This is a genomic window from Pseudomonas sp. LH1G9 (assembly GCF_002949975.1).
Lineage (GTDB): Bacteria > Pseudomonadota > Gammaproteobacteria > Pseudomonadales > Pseudomonadaceae > Aquipseudomonas > Aquipseudomonas veronii.
In genome coordinates, this window is record NZ_CP026880.1 from 2,323,879 (window position 1) to 2,343,285 (window position 19,407).

Genomic DNA, 19,407 nt, shown 5'->3' on the forward strand with positions numbered 1-19,407 from the left:
ATTTGTTTCTAGCAAACCCCAGGCCAGCTGCGCACACCCAACGATTGCGCGGGTTCGCGCCCAGGCGGCGCGGCAAGACTGCCCACCGATGGCGCACCGAGCCTTCGCTCATGCGCCAAAAAAAGACAGCCGGCCGACCGCGCAGTTGCGACCCGTGCAATAGCGGCCTATGTTCCAAGCCACGCTTTGCCGTTTGCTGTCCCCCCACCCTACACCCAGGTGACGACATGCCCGCGCTTGCCCGCCCCGCCGTGCTTGAACTGATTGGCAACACTCCGCTGGTGCGGATCAGCCGCTTCGACACCGGCCCCTGCACGCTGTTTCTCAAACTCGAATCGCAAAACCCCGGCGGCTCGATCAAGGATCGCATCGGCCTGGCAATGATCGACGCCGCCGAGCGCGACGGCCGCCTGCGCGTCGGCGGCACGATTGTCGAAGCCACCGCCGGCAACACCGGGCTGGGCCTGGCGCTGGTGGGCCGGGCGAAAGGCTACCGGGTGGTGCTGGTGGTGCCCGACAAGATGTCCACCGAAAAGGTGCTGCACCTCAAGGCCATGGGCGCCGAAGTGCATATCACCCGCTCCGATGTCGGCAAAGGCCACCCCGAGTACTATCAGGACGTGGCTGCGCGCCTGGCCAAGGACATCCCGGGCTCGTTCTTCGCCGACCAGTTCAATAACCCGGCCAACCCGCTCGCCCACGAAACCAGCACCGCGCCGGAGCTCTGGGCGCAGACCGAGCATGACCTCGACGCGATTGTGGTCGGCGTCGGTTCGGCCGGCACGCTCACCGGGCTGACGCGCTTCTTCAAGCGGGTGCAGCCGGCGCTGGAGATGGTGCTGGCCGACCCCGTCGGTTCGGTGATGGCCGAATACAGCCGCAGCGGCACCCTGGTCACCCCGGGTTCCTGGGCGGTGGAAGGCATCGGCGAAGACTTCGTCCCCTCGATTGCCGACCTGTCCAGCGTGCGCCACGCCTATTCCATCAGCGATGAAGAGAGCTTCGACCACGCCCGCCAGTTGCTCAAGGCCGAAGGCATTCTCGGCGGCTCGTCCACCGGCACCCTGCTCGCCGCAGCCTTGCGCTATTGCCGCGCACAGACCGCGCCCAAGCGCGTGGTCAGCTTCGTCTGCGACACCGGCACGCGTTACCTGTCGAAGGTCTACAACGACCAATGGATGAGCGACGCGGGCTTGCTGCACTACAAGCACTACGGCGACCTGCGCGACCTGATCGCCCGGCGCTTCGAAGACGGCCGCGTGATCAGCGTCAGCCCCGACGACACCCTGCTCACGGCCTTCCAGCGCATGCGCCTGGCCGATGTCTCGCAATTGCCGGTGCTGGTGAACGGCCAGGCACTGGTGGGTGTGATCGACGAATCCGACATCCTGCTGGGCCTGCACCACGACGCCGCGGACTTTTCCATGATCGTCGCCAGCGCCATGACCGAAACCCTGCACACGCTCGACCCCAGCGCCAGCCTCGCCGAGTTGCAGGCGGAGCTGGATCGCGGCCTGATCGCCATCATCGCCGACGCGTCGGGCTTCCATGGCCTGATCACCCGTGTCGACCTGCTCAATCACCTGCGGAGATCCCTTGCATGAGTCAGCCCGATAAAAGCGCGTTTGCCACCCGTGTGATCCACGCCGGGCAATCGCCCGACCCGACCACCGGCGCGCTGATGCCGCCGATCTACGCCAATTCCACCTACCGGCAAGACAGCCCCGGCGTACACAAAGGCTTCGATTATGGCCGCTCCCACAACCCCACGCGGTTCGCCCTGGAGCGCTGCGTGGCCGACCTGGAAGGCGGCCGCCAGGCGTTTGCCTTTGCCTCGGGGCTGGCGGCGATTTCCACCGTGCTGGAGTTGCTGGATGCCGGCAGCCATGTCGTCTCCGGCAACGACCTGTATGGCGGCACCTTCCGCCTGTTCGACAAGGTGCGCCAACGCAGCGCCGGGCACCGTTTCAGTTTTGTCGATTTGAGCGATGTGCAGGCGTTTGAAGCGGCGTTGCAGGACGACACGCGCATGGTCTGGGTCGAGACGCCCAGCAACCCGCTGCTGAGCCTGACCGACCTCAGCGCCATCGCGCGCATCTGCCGCGCCCGCGGCATCCTCTGCGTGGCCGACAACACCTTCGCCAGCCCGTGGATCCAGCGCCCGCTGGAGCTGGGTTGCGACATCGTGGTGCATTCCACCACCAAATACCTCAATGGCCACTCCGACGTGATCGGCGGCATCGCAATTGTCGGCGACAACCCCGAACTGGCCGAGCGCTTGGGCTTCCTGCAGAACTCGGTCGGCGCCATCGCCGGGCCGTTCGACGCCTTTCTGACCCTGCGCGGTGTGAAAACCCTGGCCCTGCGCATGGAGCGCCATTGCAGCAATGCACTGGACCTGGCGAGCTGGCTCGAACACCAACCGCAGGTGGCGCGGGTTCACTACCCGGGCCTGGTCTCGCACCCCCAGCACGCCCTGGCACGTCGGCAGATGCGCGGGTTTGGCGGGATGATTTCAGTGGTATTGAACAGCGACCTGGCCGGCGCCAGGCGTTTCCTGGAACACGTCAAACTCTTCGCCCTGGCCGAAAGCCTCGGCGGCGTGGAAAGCCTGATCGAACACCCGGCGATCATGACCCATGCCAGCATCCCGGCAGCGACGCGGGCGCAATTGGGCATTGGCGATGGGTTGGTGCGGTTGTCGGTGGGGGTTGAAGATGTGGAGGACTTGCGCGCGGACCTCGCGCAAGCGTTGGCACATATCTAATGTGGGAGGGGGCTTGCCCCCGATAGCGGTGGGCCAGTCTCCTGATTCAGTGACTGACAGATTGCTATCGGGGGCAAGCCCCCTCCCACACTGGATACTGCGTCAGGCTGACGTGATGTTGGCCCGCGTGCCGTGCAGTTTTTGCAGACGCCTCGTAGTCTGCCAGTTCCATCTTAATGTGGGAGGGGCGGTGCGACGATTCGACTTGCCCCCGATAGCGGTGGGCCAGTCTCCTGACTCAGTGACTGACAGATTGCTATCGGGGGCAAGCCCCCTCCCACACTGGATACTGCGTCAGGCTGACGTGATGTTGGCCCGCGTGCCGTGCAGTTTTTGCAGACGCCTCGTAGTCTGCCAGTTCCATCTTAATGTGGGAGGGGCGGTGCGACGATTCGACTTGCCCCCGATAGCGGTGGGCCAGTCTCCTGATTCAGTGACTGACAGATTGCTATCGGGGCAAGCCCCCTCCCACAATGGATGCTGCGTCAGGCTGACGTGACGTTGGCCCGCGCGCTATGCAGTTTTTTATAGCTCTCGATCAAGCGCAGATGCCGGTCCAGCCCTTCCAGCTTCATGCTGGTCGGCGTCAATCCATGGAAGCGCACACTGCCGTTGACCGAGCCGATCACCGCATCCATCCGCTCGTTACCGAACATCCGCCGGAAGTTGGCCTCGTAGTCCGCCAATTCCAGGTCTTCATCCAGTTCCATCTCCAGCACCGCGTTCACCGCCTGGTAGAACAGGCCGCGCTCGACGGTGTTGTCGTTGTACTGCAGGAACATTTCCACCGCTTCCTTCGCTTCCTCGTATTGCTGCAGGGCGAGGTAGATCAGCAGCTTCAATTCGAGGATGGTCAGTTGGCCCCAGGCGGTGTTGTCGTCGAATTCGATGCCGATCAAGGTGGTGATATCGGTGTAGTCGTCCAGTTCGCTTTCCACCAGGCGTTCGGCCAGGGCCTTGAGTTGCGCGTCATCCAGGCGATGCAGGTTGAGGATGTCGGCGCGGAAAAACAGGGCTTTGTTGGTGTTGTCCCAGATCAGGTCGTCCACCGGATAGATTTCCGAGTAGTCCGGAACCAGGATGCGGCAGGCGGTGGCACCGAGGTGCTCATACACCGCCATGTACGACTCCTTGCCCATGTTCTCGAGAATGCCGAACAGCGTCGCGGCTTCTTCGGCGTTGGAGTTTTCGCCCTGGCCGGAGAAGTCCCACTCGACGAATTCGTAATCCGAGCGGGCACTGAAGAAGCGCCACGAGACCACGCCGCTGGAGTCGATGAAGTGCTCGACGAAGTTGTTCGGCTCGGTCACCGCGTGACCTTCGAACGTCGGCTGCGGCAGATCGTTCAGGCCTTCGAAACTGCGGCCTTGGAGCAATTCAGTCAGGCTGCGTTCCAGCGCCACTTCCAGGCTCGGGTGCGCGCCGAACGAGGCAAACACACCGCCGGTACGCGGGTTCATCAAGGTCACGCACATCACCGGGAACTCGCCGCCCAGCGAGGCATCCTTGACCAGCACCGGGAAGCCCTGGGCTTCCAGCCCCTGGATCCCGGCCAGAATACTCGGGTACTTGGCCAGCACGTCAGCCGGCACATCCGGCAGGGCGAATTCACCTTCGATGATTTCACGCTTGACCGCCCGCTCGAAGATCTCCGACAGGCACTGCACCTGGGCTTCGGCCAGGGTGTTGCCGGCGCTCATACCGTTGCTCAGGTACAGGTTTTCGATCAGGTTGGACGGGAAATACACCACCTCGCCGTCCGACTGGCGCACAAACGGCAGTGCCACAATCCCGCGGTCTTCATTGCCCGAGTTGGTGTCGAACAGGTGCGAGCCACGCAACTCGCCGTCGCGGTTGTAGATGTTCAGGCAGTAGGCGTCGAGGATTTCCGCTGGCAGTTCATCCTTGCGCCCAGGCTGGAACCAGCGCTCGTCCGGGTAATGCACGAACGGTGCATTGGCCAGTTCTTCGCCCCAGAACTGATCGTTATAGAAGAAGTTGCAGTTGAGGCGCTCGATGAACTCGCCCAACGCCGAGGCCAGCGCGCTTTCCTTGGTCGCGCCCTTGCCGTTGGTGAAGCACATCGGCGAATGGGCATCGCGGATATGCAGCGACCACACGTTCGGCACGATATTGCGCCACGAGGCGATCTCGATCTTCATGCCCAGGCCCGCCAGGATGCCCGACATGTTGGCGATGGTCTGCTCCAGCGGCAGGTCCTTGCCCACGATGTAGGTGCCCGCCTCGGAAGTGGAATTGGGCATCAACAGGGCCTGGGCGTCGGCGTCGAGGTTTTCCACCTCTTCGATCACGAACTCAGGGCCGGCCTGTACCACTTTCTTCACCGTGCAACGGTCAATAGAGCGCAAGATGCCTTGGCGATCCTTGTCGGAGATATCTGCCGGCAACTCCACCTGGATCTTGAAAATCTGGTTGTAGCGGTTTTCCGGGTCGACAATGTTGTTCTGCGACAACCGGATATTGTTCGTGGGGATATTGCGTGTCTCGCAGTACAACTTCACGAAGTACGCCGCACACAATGCCGACGAAGCCAGGAAGTAATCGAATGGCCCCGGCGCCGACCCGTCGCCTTTATAGCGAATCGGTTGATCGGCGATCACCGTGAAGTCATCGAACTTGGCTTCAAGTCGAAGGTTGTCGAGAAAGTTAACCTTAATTTCCATACGGGATTACCAAAATAGCGAACTTCAAATTGGCCGCCATTATCCGGTATTTGCGTTTGAAGTCTTGTGCTTTCGCGTTTCGGCCGCCGACTGACAGGACTGAATACCTGATTTAGACCGGTGAAATGTTGCTGTTTGAGATTGTCAGACAATCGGTCTTCAACTTATCTGAATACTTGCCGATGTCCTAAAGGCAATTCTGGGAGTAGTCGAATGCGCAATAACCAACCCGTGACACAGCGCGAGATTTCCCTCGCGCCTTCGCAGAAGCTCATCTCCGCAACCGATGTTAACGGGATGATCACTTACTGCAACGATGCTTTTGTCGATATCAGTGGTTTTGAACGCGCCGACTTGATCGGCGCCCCGCAGAATATCGTGCGCCATCCCGACGTCCCCTCAGCCGTTTTTTCCCATATGTGGTGCGCGCTCAAGCAAGGCCTGCCGTGGATGGGTATCGTCAAGAATCGCTCGAAAAACGGCGACCATTATTGGGTCAATGCTTACGTTACACCGATCTTCGAAGGCAGCCGTGTGGTGGGCTTCGAGTCGGTACGGGTCAAGCCGAGCGCCGATGAAATCCGACGTGCCCAGGCGCTTTACCGGCGTTTGAGCCAGAACAAATCGGCGGTTTCGCGCCGGGACAGTTGGCTGTCGACGTTATTCGACAGCGTGCCCTACGTCGCCACCGGGCTTGCCGGCGCCATGGGCGGGCTGTTCCTCAGTGCGCCGCTGGCCATGGCCGTGGCGGTAGCCGTTGCGGTGCCCGTGAGCATGATCGGCGCGCAGGTGCGTCGGCGTGCAACGTTACGCTTGCTTTCGGGCATCGAACCGTCGACCTCGGATGCGCTGATTGCGCAGATGTACAGCGATGAACGCGGCCCCCAGGGCCGCCTGGAAACCGCGTTCTTCAGCCAGAACGCTCGGCTGAAAACCTGCCTCACCCGCCTGCAGGACAGTGCCGAGCAGCTCAACGCGCTGGCCGGGCAATCCAACCGACTGGCCACGGCCAGTTCGACCGGCCTTGACCGTCAACGCGTCGAAACCGAGCAGGTCTCGGCCGCCGTCAACCAGATGGCCGCAACCACCCAGGAAGTCGCCAGCCACGTGCAGCGCACCGCGGATGCCACCCAGCAAGCCAACGTGCTGACCGGGCGTGGCCGCGAGGTGGCCCGCGATACCCGCGAAGCCATCGAGCGCCTCTCCGCCGTGGTCGGCGAAACCGGTGTCACCGTGGCGCAGTTGGCCCGCGACAGCGACGAAATCGGCACTGTCGTCGACGTGATCAAAGGCATCGCCGACCAGACCAACCTGCTGGCCCTCAACGCCGCGATCGAGGCGGCGCGTGCCGGGGATATGGGCCGCGGCTTTGCCGTAGTCGCCGACGAAGTCCGCCAATTGGCGCAACGCACGTCGCACTCCACCACCCAGATCCATGACTTGATCACCAAGCTCCAGGCATCGTCCAGCAACGCTGTACAAAGCATGGAACACGGCCAGCGCCAGGCGCAGGAAGGCGTGGCCCGGGTACTTGAGGCCGACCAGGCGCTGGTCGGCATCAGCGAAGCGGTGTCCCACATCACCGAGATGACCACCCAGATCGCCGCCGCCACCGAAGAACAAAGCGCGGTGGCCGAAGAGATCAGCCGCAACATCACCACCATCGCCGAACTGGCCGACCAGACGTCGGTCCAGGCCCATCAATCCGCGGACCTGAGCAAGGAACTGACCCACACCGCGTCCACCCAATACGCACTGGTTGAACGTTTCAACCGCTGACGGCGGATAGGCACGCGCCCATTCTCCACATGCCGCAGGCAGCTGGAGGATGGGCGCCTTCGGCCGACCTCGCCTCAACTCACCCCCAACTCCACCACCCCCGCATTCAACCGCACCGGCCATACCCGCAAGCGCTGCTGCGGTGCCTCCAGGCATTGGCCGTCCGCCAGACGGTAATGCTGTTTGTAGATCGGCGCAGCCACCACCAGATCGCCCTTGATACTGCCGACCAGCCCGCGGCCGATCACGTTCGCGCCGGATTCAGGGTCATGGTTGTCGATGGCGTAGAGGGTCTGGTCCGGCGCGTCCGGCAGGTAGAACAGCGCGACTTGCGCGCCGTCGTACCACACCACCACGCCGGAATTGTTCACCAGGTCGCTTTCGCTGCACACGCTTTTCCAGGTGGCAAGGGTACGCAAAGTGTTGGACTGGCTCATCAGGCAAGCTCCTCGATGACGGGAATCAGGTTGAGTTCGGCGGCCATGATCGGCCGGCGCTGGCCGCGTTCGTGGACAAAATGGATGTCCGGATCCGGGCGTTTGTCGTTGACGAAGGTGCGGAAGCGTTTGAGTTTTTCCGGGTCTTTGAGGGCGTTGGCCCATTCGCATTCGTACCGGTCGACCACCAGTTGCATTTGCGCTTCGAGTTCGGCACCCAGGCCCAGGCTGTCGTCGAGGATCACGTCCTTGAGGAAATCCAGGCCGCCTTCCAGGCTTTCACGCCACACCGAGGTGCGTTGCAATTTGTCGGCCGTGCGGATGTAGAACATCAGAAAGCGGTCGATGTAGCGGATCAGCGTGGCGTCATCCAGGTCGGTCGCGAACAGCTCGGCGTGGCGTGGGCGCATGCCGCCGTTACCGGCGATGTAGAGGTTCCAGCCCTTCTCGGTGGCGATCACTCCGACGTCTTTGCTTTGCGCTTCGGCGCATTCGCGGGTGCAGCCGGACACCGCGAACTTGAGCTTGTGCGGCGAACGCAGGCCCTTGTAGCGGTCCTCGATCAGCAGCGCCATTTTGACGCTGTCCTGCACGCCGTAGCGGCACCAGGTGCTGCCGACGCATGACTTCACCGTGCGCGTGGATTTGCCGTAGGCGTGCCCGGTTTCAAACCCGGCGTCGATCAGCTCGGCCCAGATGTCCGGCAGCTCATGCAGTTGCGCGCCAAACAGGTCGATACGCTGGCCGCCGGTGATCTTGGTGTAGAGCTGGTATTTCTGCGCGACCACACCGATGGCGATGAGTTTTTCTGCGGTGATTTCGCCGCCCGGAATACGCGGCACCACCGAATAGGTGCCGTTCTTCTGCATATTGGCCATGAACGTGTCGTTGGTATCCTGCAACGGCACCAGCGAGGCGTCCATGATCGGTTGGTTCCAGCACGACGCCAGGATCGAGCCCACCGCCGGTTTGCATACATCGCAACCGGTGTGGCCACGGCCGTGCTTGGCCAGCAACTCTTCGAAGGTGATCACCCCTTCCACGCGTACCAGGGCATACAACTCCTGGCGGGTGTAGACGAAGTGTTCGCACAGGCTCTTGTCGACGCTGACGCCACGGGCGACCAGTTCATGCTCGAACACCTGCTTGAGCAAACCGGCGCAGCCGCCGCAACCGGTGCAGGCCTTGGTCTGCGCCTTGAGCAGGCCGAGGTCGGCGCAACCGCTGTCGATGGCCGCGCAAATCGAACCTTTGGTGACGTTATGGCAGGAACAGACGGTGGCCGACTCCGGCAACGCGCCAGGGCCGAGGCTCGGTGCGCCGGCGGACGACGGCAAGATCAGGCCGGCCGGTTCGGACGGCAACGCAATGCCGTTCTGCATGTACTGCAGCAAGGTGTCGTAGTAGCTGTTGTCGCCGACCAGCACCGCGCCGATCACCTGCTTGCCGCTGGCGTCCACCACCAGGCGTCGGTAGCTGGCGCTGGCCTCGTCGATGAACTGGTAGCTGCGCGCACCGGGGGTGTGTGCATGGGCGTCGCCGATGGAACCCACGTCCACCCCCAGCAGTTTGAGTTTGGTCGACATGTCCGCGCCGACAAAGGGCTCGGCGGTCTGCCCGCACAACAGGGCGGCCACCCCTCGGGCCATCTGGTAACCCGGCGCGACCAGGCCGAACAGGCTGCCGTTCCACGACGCACACTCGCCGATCGCGTAGATGTCCGGGTCGCTGCTCAGGCATTCATCGTTGATCACCACCCCGCCGCGCGGGCCGATCTCCAGGCCGGCCTGGCGGGCCAGTGCGTCCTGGGCGCGGATGCCAGCGGAGAACACGATCAGATCGGTTTCCAGAAATTCGTCATTGGCAAAGTTCATGCGATAGCGGTACTGCTCGCCCGCGCTGATCGATTGAGTGGCGCGGGACAAATGCACGCCCACGCCCAGGCGCTCGATCTGCGCCTTGAGCGCCAGCCCGCCGAAGTCATCCAGTTGCACCGGCATCAAGCGCGGCGCGAACTCCACCACATGGGCTTCAAGGCCCAGGCTTTTCAGGGCGTTGGCGGCTTCCAGGCCGAGCAGGCCACCGCCGACCACCACACCACGCCGCGCATTCGCGGCGGCGCCACGGATGGCATCGAGGTCTTCAAGGGTACGGTAGACCAGCCGCGAATCGCCTTGCGCGCCGTTGATCGGCGGCACAAACGGGTAAGAGCCGGTTGCCAGGACCAATTTGTCATACGCCACGCTGCCTGTGGCGGTGATCACCTCACGGCGGGCGCGGTCGATTTCCAGTACCGGCGCCCCCAGGTGCAGGGTCACGCCCGGCGTCTGGTACAGCGAAGCGTGCGACAACGCCAGCGACTCGGCATCACGGCCAGTGAAGTATTCGGACAAATGCACGCGGTCATAGGCACGCATCGGCTCTTCGCTGAACACATGCAGGCGATAGTGCTCCAGGGCGCCGCGCTCGATCAGTTGCGCCACACAATGATGGCCGACCATGCCATTGCCGACGACGATCAGGGTTTTCAGCTGTTTCAGACTGGCGAGAGTGGAATTCATATCAAGCACCCGACAAAGCTCATCACGGTTTAAAAAGCAAAAAAAAACGCCTGAAACCTTGCGGTTCCAGGCGTCTTTGCCTGTTCTGATGCGGGGTCGACCCGGACGTCTTCGCCGGTTCTACCGCTGGTGCCCATGACCTGTATGGCCTGTCGATCGTCGTTGACCGAGGTGGGTTGTACAGTGTGCTTGCAGGCTCTGTGCCAACCAGCCGCCATGCCCGTCGCAAAGGCTGCAAACGGTGCTCAACCCTGCCAGACACCGCTGGTTGTGCCTCCAACTGGTGCGCTCCGGCGTCATAAAAGTGCATTTCTGCGCGTGACGGGCCCGCGCTGGGGGCAACCAGGCCCGTCACAGCGGCGTGTGAAAAACCTGGCGCGTGACTTGCTAGGAATACGCATACCAAGCAGTCAACGCAGACTGCCACTCACGACAAAGGCGCCGTGTAATCCCCGTTTCCAACGGAGGGTTGCAGGGCGTTTTTTTATGGGTGGCAGAAATGATCCGAGGGTTACCGATGGCAAACCAAAGTGTACGCAGCGTGTGTCCTTATTGTGGCGTGGGCTGCGGCATCGTCATGCAGGTCGAGCACAACCGCGTGGTCAAGGTGATCGGCGACAAGGCCCACCCCACCAACGCCGGCCGGCTCTGCACCAAAGGCACCACCTGCGGGCAAGCCATCGCCGAGTCCGGCCGCATGGAAAACGCCTACCTGCGCCAGGCGCGGGAGCATGACCCGGTGCGGATCGGCATGGACAAGGCCATCAGCGAGACCGCCGGCCGCTTGCGCGCCATCCTCGACCGCGATGGCCCGGACGCCCTGGCGTTCTACGTGTCCGGGCAGATGTCGCTGGAAGCCCAGTACCTGATCAACAAATTGGCCAAGGGCTTTGTGCGGACCGCCCATATCGAATCCAACTCACGCCTGTGCATGGCCAGCGCCGGCAGCGGCTACAAACTCTCCCTCGGTGCCGACGGGCCGCCCGGCTCGTATGAAGACTTCGACCGCGCCGACCTGTTCTTCGTGATCGGCGCCAACATGGCCGACTGTCACCCGATCCTGTTCCTGCGCATGATGGACCGGGTCAAGGCCGGCGCCAGACTGATCGTGGTCGACCCGCGGCGCAGCGCCACGGCCGACAAGGCCAACCTGTTCTTGCCGATCAAGCCGGGCACCGACCTCGCGCTGCTCAACGGTTTGCTGCACCTGCTGGTGAAAAACGGGCACACCGACCCGGCCTTTATCGCCGCGTTCACCGAAGGCTGGGAGGCCATGCCCGGCTTTCTGGAAGACTACCCGCCGCAGCGGGTCGCCGAACTGACCGGACTGGCCGAAGCCGACATCCGCCAAGCCGCCGACTGGATCGGCCAGGCCGCCGAGTGGATGAGCTGCTGGACCATGGGCCTCAACCAAAGCACCCACGGCACCTGGAACACCAACGCGCTGTGCAACCTGCACCTGGCCACCGGCGCGATCTGCCGCCCCGGCAGCGGGCCGTTCTCCCTGACCGGGCAACCCAACGCCATGGGCGGTCGTGAAATGGGCTACATGGGCCCCGGCCTGCCTGGGCAGCGCTCGGTGCTGGTCGACGCCGACCGCGCATTTATCGAAGCACTGTGGGACCTGCCCGCCGACAGCCTGCCGCGCCAGGCCGGCAGTGGCACCGTGGGCATGTTCGAACAAATGGCGGCCGGGCAGATCAAAGCCTGCTGGATCATCTGCACCAATCCGGTGGCCAGCGCGCCCAATCGCCAGACCGTGATCAAGGCGCTGCAAAGCGCCGAACTGGTGATCACCCAGGATGCGTTCCTCGATACCGAGACCAATCGCTACGCCGACATCCTCTTGCCCGGCGCGCTGTGGGCCGAAGCCGAAGGCGTGATGATCAACTCCGAGCGTAACCTGACCCTGATGCAAAAAGCCGTGGAGCCACCCGGCGAGTCGCTGGCCGACTGGCAGATCATCGCCAGGGTCGCGTGCGAAATGGGCTTCGCCGACGCCTTCACGTATGCGTCCGCCGCCGAGGTGTTCGACGAGATCAAGCGCGCCTGGAACCCCGCCACCGGCTACGACATCCGCGGCGCCAGCCATGCGCGCCTGCGCGAACGACCGCTGCAATGGCCGTGCGCGTCGATTGAGGCCGCAGAGCGCAACCCGATCCGCTACTTGAACAACGGCATCAACCAGCCCCTCAAGACCGACGCCGACGGCCGCCAGCCGACGATCGTTTTCGCCACCGAACACGGCAAAGCCCGGTTTTTCCCGCGCCCACACCTGTCCCCGGCGGAAATGCCCGATGAAGCGTTCCCGTTCGTGCTCAACACCGGCCGCCTGCAACACCAGTGGCACACCCTGACCAAGACCGGCAAGGTCGCCACGCTGAACAAACTCAACCCCGGCCCTTTCGTGGAAATCCACCCCGACGACGCCGCCAGCCTGGGCATCAAGCACAAAGACCCGGTCGAGGTGCGCTCACGACGCGGCCGCGCCGTGCTGCCCGCGGTGATCAGTGACCGTGTGCGGGCGGGCAACTGTTTTGCGCCGTTTCACTGGAACGATGTGTTCGGCGACAACCTGGCGATCAACGCCGTGACCCATGACGCGGTCGACCCGATTTCGCTGCAGCCCGAGTTCAAGTTCTGTGCGGTCGCCCTGCAACGGGTCGAGCTGATCGAGCACCAGTTCCTCGATGTATCGGCACCGGCCGCCCACCCCGTTTCCCCCTTAACAGAGGAACTCGCCATGTCGCGCCTCGACGCCTTCGCCGACCTGGTCGGCATCCGCAACCTGCCGTCGCCGTCATTGAGCGACAATGAGCGCACCTACCTCGCCGGTTTTCTCAGTGGCCTGCAATCCAGTGCTGCGCGCCAGGCCAGCGGTGTTCCGACGCTGCCGGCGAATGCGCCCGTGGCCAGGGACGCGCGGCTGTGGCTGGACGGCCTGTTGGGCGGTTTGTTCAGCCGCACCGAGGCCAGCGCCGTGGCACCGGCGCCCGCTGCCGACACCCAGGCCGTCACCTTGCTGTGGGCCTCGCAAACCGGTAACGCCGAAGCCTTGGCCGAGCGCTTTGCCCAACGCCTGCGCGCCGGCGGCATCGCGGTGGAACTGAGCGCAATGGCGGACTTCCCCGCGAGCAAACTGGCGCACACGCAGAACCTCGCGCTGATCAGCAGCACCTTCGGCGACGGCGACCCGCCGGACAACGGCGAAGGTTTCTGGCACAGCCTGACCCTCGCCGAAACCCGCCTGGAGTCGCTGCGCTTCGCGGTACTGGCGTTGGGCGATCCCAACTACGACCAGTTCTGCCAGCACGGCAAACAACTCGACCGGCGCCTGCTCGAATTGGGCGCCACGCGCCTGCTAGAGCGCGTCGACTGCGATACCGAATTCGAAGAGCGCGCCGATGCCTGGTTCACACAGTTCCTACACACCCTCAACCCGGCAACGCCCGTCGCGCTCGCCACGCCGAGCGGCAAACCCAAGCCTCATGCGTCACGGTTGCTGCTCAACCTGCACCTGAACCAGCAAAGCCCGCACAAGGAAACCCGCCAGTTCTCCCTGGACCTGGCGGACTCCGCGCTGACCTACGAAGCCGGCGACGCCCTGGGAGTGATGCCACGCAACTGCCCGGAACTGGTCAGCGAGCTGCTCGAGCTGACGCGCCTGGGTTCCAGTACCTGCGTAAACATCGACAGACTCGGCGACGTGCCGCTGCACCAGGCCCTGACCGAGCACTTTGAAATTGCCCGGCCCAACAGCGAGACCCTGGCCTTCATTGCCGCACGCAGCGCCAAGCCAGGCCTGAAACACCTGCTCGAACCTGAGCGCAAAGCCGAACTGAAAGACTGGCTGTGGGGCCGGCAACTGGCGGACGTGCTGCACGAATACCCGATCGACTGCGCGGCGGACGAACTGCTCGGCACGCTCAAGCGCCTGCAACCGCGCTTGTATTCGATCGCGTCCAGCGCCAAGGCGTACCCGCGTGAAGTCCACCTCACCGTGGCGGCCGTGCGCTACGGCAAGCGCAAGGGGGTGTCGTCCACCTTCCTCGCCGACCGTGCTGGCAACGGCGAAGTGCCGGTGTTCGTGCAGCCCTCCAAGCACTTCCGGCTTCCCGCCGACGGCGATGTGCCGATCATCATGATCGGCCCCGGCACCGGCGTGGCGCCCTTCCGCGCGTTTTTGCAGGAACGTCGGGCCCTGGGGCATCAGGGCCGCAACTGGCTGTTTTTCGGTGAGCAACATGCGGCGAGCGATTTTTACTACCAGGATGAACTGCAGGGCATGCAGCGCGACGGTTTGCTCAGCCACCTGAGCCTGGCGTTTTCCCGCGACCAGGCGCAGAAGATCTACGTGCAGGATCGCATCCGCGAACACGGCGCCGAGCTGTGGCGCTGGCTGCAGGAAGGTGCGCAGTTGTATATCTGTGGGGATGCCAGCCACATGGCCAAGGATGTCGACCAGGCCCTGCGCCAGGTTGCCCATCGCCACGGCGGGCTGGGCGTCGAGAGCGCCGTCGATTACTGGCGGCGGATGAGTGAGCAGAAGCGTTACTTGCGCGATGTCTACTGAGCCGTGACAGAACGGTCACGCCACTTCAGTGTCGGCGTGACCGATGACCTCAGCGCTGAAATCCCGCGTGTAGAACGCCAATATTGCCACCTGGGTGGCGGGAGCGGCTTCGCTCCAGTCAGCCCTCATCCTGCAGTTGCGCCTCAAGCCAGGCCAACAGCGCCGTCACCTCGGGGCGGCTCTCGCCTCCCTGCTGCCGGTACACCGAGAGCGCCTGCGGTAAATGCACGCTCTCGACACACGGCCTTACCAGCACCCCGCTTTCAATCAGCCGGCTCGCGGTGCGCCGCCAGCCCATGGCGATCCCATGCCCTTCGACAGCGGCCTGGAGCATCAGCGGGTAGCTGTCGAACGTGGCGCTGCGCGCGTCGCTGGCCAGCGTCTGACCGAACACCTGCAACCAGCTGTCCCACTCCATCAAATGGGGCGGCTCGGAGCTGTGGTGCAAAAACGTACAGGGCTGCAGCTCGCTGAGGTGCAGCGGTTGCTCCGCACTCAGGTAGGCCGGGCTGCATACCGGGAACACCTCATCGGAGGCAGTGAACATCAGCGGATGCGAACCGCTGGCGCGCCGCGTGCTTTGCAGGGCCACGTCGAAGTGATCGTTGTATTCGGTGAGTGGCCGGGTGGACGTCACCACTTGGATTTCGATGGCCGGGTATTGCTGGTGGAAGCTCGACAGCCGCGGCATCAGCCAATAAAACGCTTCGCACAACTGACAGAGCAGGACCACACGGTTGCGCCGGGGCGTCGCACGCAGAGCAGTGGCCTTCTCGCTGATGCTGAGCAGTGCCTGGCTGACCACCTGCGCCAGTTCACGCCCCTCTTGCGTGAGAAACACCGCGCGATTGCGCCGGCAGAACAGCTTCACCCCGACGTTGTCCTCAAGCCCGCGGATCTGCCGACTGACGGCGGCCTGGGTGATGTGCAGCTCATCGGCGGCCCTGGAGAAACTCTCCAGGCGCGCCGCCGCCTCGAAGGGCAACAAGCTGGCGAGCGGCGGTAAGGTTTTGCCGAACATATTCATAATCTGAAGTTATGCATTCAGGGCCGAGAACTCGTTTGTAGCACAGCATCGGGGTTATGCACCATGCAGGCACGGCCTCATGGATAAGCCTGATGACCGCCGCGCATTCCTCAACATTCGCCGGTGTCGGGCGGCGTGTTCATAACCGTTCGCATCATCCTCACAGGAGACTCATCGATGACCATCGCGCGTGACGCCATTGCATTACCCGACACCTTTGATTTCCACGGCCAGGCCGTGCGCTGGGGGCACATCGGCACGGCGGGACCGGCGCTGGTGATGGTTCACGGCACGCCCTTCTCGTCCCAGGTCTGGCGGCGTATTGCGCCGTTGTTCGCCCAACGGTGTCGCGTGTTCTATTACGACCTGCTCGGCTACGGCCAGTCGGAAAAAGCCTCCGGCCAGGACGTCTCCCTCGGCATGCAAAACACCCTGCTCACGGCGCTGCTCAAGCATTGGCAACTGGACCGCCCGCACATGCTCGCCCACGACTTCGGCGGTGCCACGGCGCTGCGCGCCCATCTGCTGGATGGCTGCAACTACGCCAGCCTGACCTTGGTCGATCCCGTCGCGATGGCGCCCTGGGGCTCCCCGTTGATCCAGCACGTGCGCCTGCACGAATCGGCGTTCAGCGAAGCACCGGCATATATCCACGAGGCAATTGTGCGCGCCTACATCCAAGGTGCCGCCTTCAAGCCACTGCCGGTCGACGTACTGCAAACCTATGTCGCACCGTGGACCGGCGAAACAGGTCAGATGGCCTTTTATCGACAGATCGCACAGATGGATCAACGCTACACCGACGCGATCGAACAGCGACTCGCCGAGATCCGCTGCCCGGTGACGCTGCTGTGGGGCGAGGAAGATCAGTGGCTCGCCGTGGCGCAAGGCGATGCACTCGCGAGCCGGCTGGCGGAGCCGACCTGCATTCGCGTCCCGCACGCGGGGCATCTGGTGCAGGAAGACGCACCGGAAGCCATCGTCGCCGCGTTGATGAAGGTGCTGTTCGGCTGAATTAAACACATTGACATAATTGCCTAAGGCAACAATATAATTGCCCAAGGCAACCATCAGAGCGCACATCATGTCCACTCCCCTGCTTGTGCAGCGCGCCGGTATCGTGCGCGGCTTCAACCGTTTCTATACGCACCAGATCGGCGTGCTGCAGGAACACCTGCTGCAAAGCGACTTCTCCCTCACCGAAATCCGGGTGATGTACGAACTGTCCTCGCGTGGCGACCTGACCAGCGCCGACTTGTGTCAGATGCTCAGTCTCGACGCGGGTTATTTGAGCCGGTTGATCAGCGGGCTAGAGAAGAAGGGCTTGATCCAGAAAGTCCGCTCGATCACCGATGCGCGCGCGGTGCAACTGCACCTCAGCGACCTCGGCCGGTCAGTCCTGGCTCCGCTGGAAGAGAAAACCCAGCAAGAAGTCATGGCCTTATTGAGTGCCTTGCCCGAGCCGCAACAACAGCAATTGACCGCAGCCATGCAGCGCATTCAGACGTTGCTGCAAGGCAGCACGCCGAACTACGTGTTGCGCGACCCACAACCTGGCGATATGGGCCTGGTGGTGCAGCAGCAATCGGCACTGTATGCGCGAGAATACCAATGGAATTGGGAGTTCGAAGCGTTGGTGGCGGAGATTGTCGCCAAGTACCTGCGCGAGTTCGACCCGACCCGTGAGCGCTGCTGGATCGCGGAGAAAGACGGCGCGGTGGTGGGCTCAGTGTTCGTCGTGCGCCATGACGACAGCACCGCTAAGTTGCGCATGCTCTACGTCGACGCGAGTGCGCGGGGCCTGGGCATCGGCCAGCGGCTGGTGGACGAATGCCTGCGCTTTGCCCGACATGCCGGGTACACGCGCATGATGCTGTGGACCATGAGCGCCCTCACCGACGCACGCAGGCTCTACCAGAAAGCCGGTTTTGAGCTGGTTGAAGAAGAGCCCACTCTCAGTTTCGGCAAGCCATTGGTCAGCCAGACCTGGGCGCGTGCGTTGTGATGCGGGGCTGGCACGACTCAAGCCCCGCCCGGTTTACAGGTCGGTGATTTCCTTGTGGCGCGGCACGAGCGTCTTCATCACGCTCCAGGCCACCAGGTACGCCAGCGCACAGATCGCGAACATGATCATGTAGCCGGTGTGGATATCGCCGATGGACTTGTAATAATCGAACACCCAGCCGCCGACCTTGGTCATCACCACCCCGCCCAGGCCACCGGCCATGCCGCCGATACCGACCACCGAGGCCACAGTTTTCTGCGGGAACATGTCGGACACGGTAGTGAAGATATTGCACGACCACGCCTGGTGCGCCGACGCTCCCACGCCGATCAGCAACACCGGCACCCAGAAGCTGATGTAGCCCAACGGTTGCGCCAGCAGCACCACCAGCGGGAACAGCGCGATGACCAACATGGCTTTCATGCGGCCGTCGTAGGGCGCATCACCACGGGCCATGAAGTAGCTGGGGAACCAGCCGCCGCCGATGCTGCCGACCATGGTCATGCTGTACAGCACCGCCAGCGGCATGACGATATCGGCGCCTTTCATGCCGTACTGCGCCGACAGGTAAGTCGGCAGCCAGAACAGGAAAAACCACCACACGCCGTCAGTCATGAACTTGCCGAAGGCAAAGGCCCAGGTCTGGCGATAGGTCAGCAGTTTGAACCATGAGACTTTTTGCGACGCCGCGCCTGCAGCCTGCGCGGTGAACGGCTGGACCGTCTGATCGCTGCGGATGTAGGCCAGTTCCTCGGCCGACAGGCGTTTTTGCTGATCGGGCTTTTCATACAGCGCGGCCCACACCGCGACCCAGATGAAGCCGAGCATGCCGATGATCATGAACGTCGCTTCCCAGCCCCACACCCCGGCAATCAGCGGCACACAGATCGGCGCCAGGATCGCGCCGACGTTGGCGCCCGAGTTGAAAATGCCGGTGGCCAGCGAGCGTTCTTTCTTGGGGAAGTACTCGGCGGTGGCCTTGATCGCAATCGGGAAGTTGCCCGCCTCGCCGATCGCCAGTACCGCACGGGACAGCATAAAGCCCGCGATCGACACCGGAATCACCGCTAGGCCAATCGCGCCGCTCACGGCCGCGATCCCCTCGCCCATCGGCACCGCGAACGCATGCATGATGGCGCCGGTGGACCAGATGCCGATTGCCACGACATAGGCCGCCTTGGTGCCGATCTTGTCGACGAACCGCCCGGCGAACAGCATGGAAATCGCATAGACAAACTGGAACACCGCCGCAATGTTCGCGTAATCGGTGTTGCTCCAGCCAAATTGCGTGGACAACTGTGGCGCCAACAGGCTGAGCACCTGGCGGTCGAGGTAGTTGACGGTGGTGGCGAAGAACAGCATCGCGCAGATGGTCCAGCGATAGTTGCCTACCGCTTGGCCCACGCGATGGGCGTTGATGGGCTCGTTCAAGTTCATGGCATCACTTTTTATTTTTGTTAGATAAGACATATGTAACGTCATATGTCGTCGTACAACTGTGACTTTTATAGCGGGCGCCCTCTGCGCTGTCAATCTGAAATATTGCCGTTTATCTGGGTATTCTGCGGATACAG

11 protein-coding genes are annotated in these 19,407 nt (G+C 63.0%); 6 read left to right on the plus strand and 5 right to left on the minus strand.

Annotated features, from left to right (window positions below):
* The first annotated feature begins 227 nt into the window (after positions 1 to 227).
* Together C5F70_RS10800 and C5F70_RS10805 are read left to right on the plus strand one after the other, a co-directional pair.
* Positions 228 to 1,604: a cystathionine beta-synthase gene (locus C5F70_RS10800; RefSeq protein WP_104903282.1), complete on the plus strand. Its 1,377-nt coding sequence runs from the start codon at positions 228 to 230 to the stop codon at positions 1,602 to 1,604.
* Positions 1,601 to 2,767 (plus strand): cystathionine gamma-synthase, encoded by a 1,167-nt coding sequence (locus C5F70_RS10805; protein WP_104903283.1) that lies wholly within the window; start codon positions 1,601 to 1,603, stop codon positions 2,765 to 2,767. Before C5F70_RS10800 ends, C5F70_RS10805 begins: the two co-directional genes overlap by 4 nt.
* A 485-nt stretch (positions 2,768 to 3,252) precedes the next feature.
* Here the strand turns inward: C5F70_RS10805 and C5F70_RS10810 are convergent, their stop codons facing one another.
* Positions 3,253 to 5,451: an OsmC domain/YcaO domain-containing protein gene (locus tag C5F70_RS10810; RefSeq protein ID WP_104903284.1), complete on the minus strand. Its 2,199-nt coding sequence runs from the start codon at positions 5,449 to 5,451 to the stop codon at positions 3,253 to 3,255.
* A 297-nt stretch (positions 5,452 to 5,748) separates the two neighbouring features.
* Between C5F70_RS10810 and C5F70_RS10815 the strand changes: the two genes are divergently transcribed.
* The gene (locus C5F70_RS10815; protein WP_371920070.1) at positions 5,749 to 7,230 is read left to right on the plus strand and encodes a PAS domain-containing methyl-accepting chemotaxis protein; all 1,482 of its coding nucleotides are present in this window, start codon (positions 5,749 to 5,751) and stop codon (positions 7,228 to 7,230) included.
* Positions 7,231 to 7,304: 74 nt separating this feature from the next.
* On the opposite strand, the gene nirD is transcribed toward C5F70_RS10815, so the two are convergent.
* Positions 7,305 to 7,667 (minus strand): nitrite reductase small subunit NirD, encoded by a 363-nt coding sequence (gene nirD, locus C5F70_RS10820; RefSeq protein WP_104903285.1) that lies wholly within the window; start codon positions 7,665 to 7,667, stop codon positions 7,305 to 7,307.
* Positions 7,667 to 10,228, minus strand: coding sequence for a nitrite reductase large subunit NirB (gene nirB / locus C5F70_RS10825; protein ID WP_104903286.1), 2,562 nt, complete (start codon positions 10,226 to 10,228; stop codon positions 7,667 to 7,669). Before nirB ends, nirD begins: the two co-directional genes overlap by 1 nt.
* Before the next feature lie 517 nt (positions 10,229 to 10,745).
* Between nirB and C5F70_RS10830 the strand changes: the two genes are divergently transcribed.
* Entirely contained in the window at positions 10,746 to 14,801 is a 4,056-nt protein-coding gene (locus C5F70_RS10830) for a bifunctional nitrate reductase/sulfite reductase flavoprotein subunit alpha (RefSeq protein WP_104903287.1), read from the plus strand.
* 118 nt (positions 14,802 to 14,919) lie between these two features.
* Here the strand turns inward: C5F70_RS10830 and C5F70_RS10835 are convergent, their stop codons facing one another.
* On the minus strand, positions 14,920 to 15,828 hold the full coding sequence (locus C5F70_RS10835) for a LysR substrate-binding domain-containing protein (protein WP_104903288.1): 909 nt from the start codon (positions 15,826 to 15,828) through the stop codon (positions 14,920 to 14,922).
* Between the two features lie 177 nt (positions 15,829 to 16,005).
* On the opposite strand from C5F70_RS10835, the gene C5F70_RS10840 reads away from it, so the two are divergent.
* Both C5F70_RS10840 and C5F70_RS10845 read left to right on the plus strand, forming a co-directional pair.
* Complete coding sequence (locus C5F70_RS10840; RefSeq protein ID WP_104903289.1) at positions 16,006 to 16,842, plus strand: alpha/beta fold hydrolase; 837 nt, start codon at positions 16,006 to 16,008, stop codon at positions 16,840 to 16,842.
* A gap of 70 nt (positions 16,843 to 16,912) precedes the next feature.
* Complete coding sequence (locus C5F70_RS10845; protein WP_017846427.1) at positions 16,913 to 17,833, plus strand: bifunctional helix-turn-helix transcriptional regulator/GNAT family N-acetyltransferase; 921 nt, start codon at positions 16,913 to 16,915, stop codon at positions 17,831 to 17,833.
* A 33-nt stretch (positions 17,834 to 17,866) separates the two neighbouring features.
* On the opposite strand, the gene C5F70_RS10850 is transcribed toward C5F70_RS10845, so the two are convergent.
* Positions 17,867 to 19,270: an MFS transporter gene (locus C5F70_RS10850; RefSeq protein ID WP_104903290.1), complete on the minus strand. Its 1,404-nt coding sequence runs from the start codon at positions 19,268 to 19,270 to the stop codon at positions 17,867 to 17,869.
* Positions 19,271 to 19,407 lie beyond the last annotated feature (137 nt).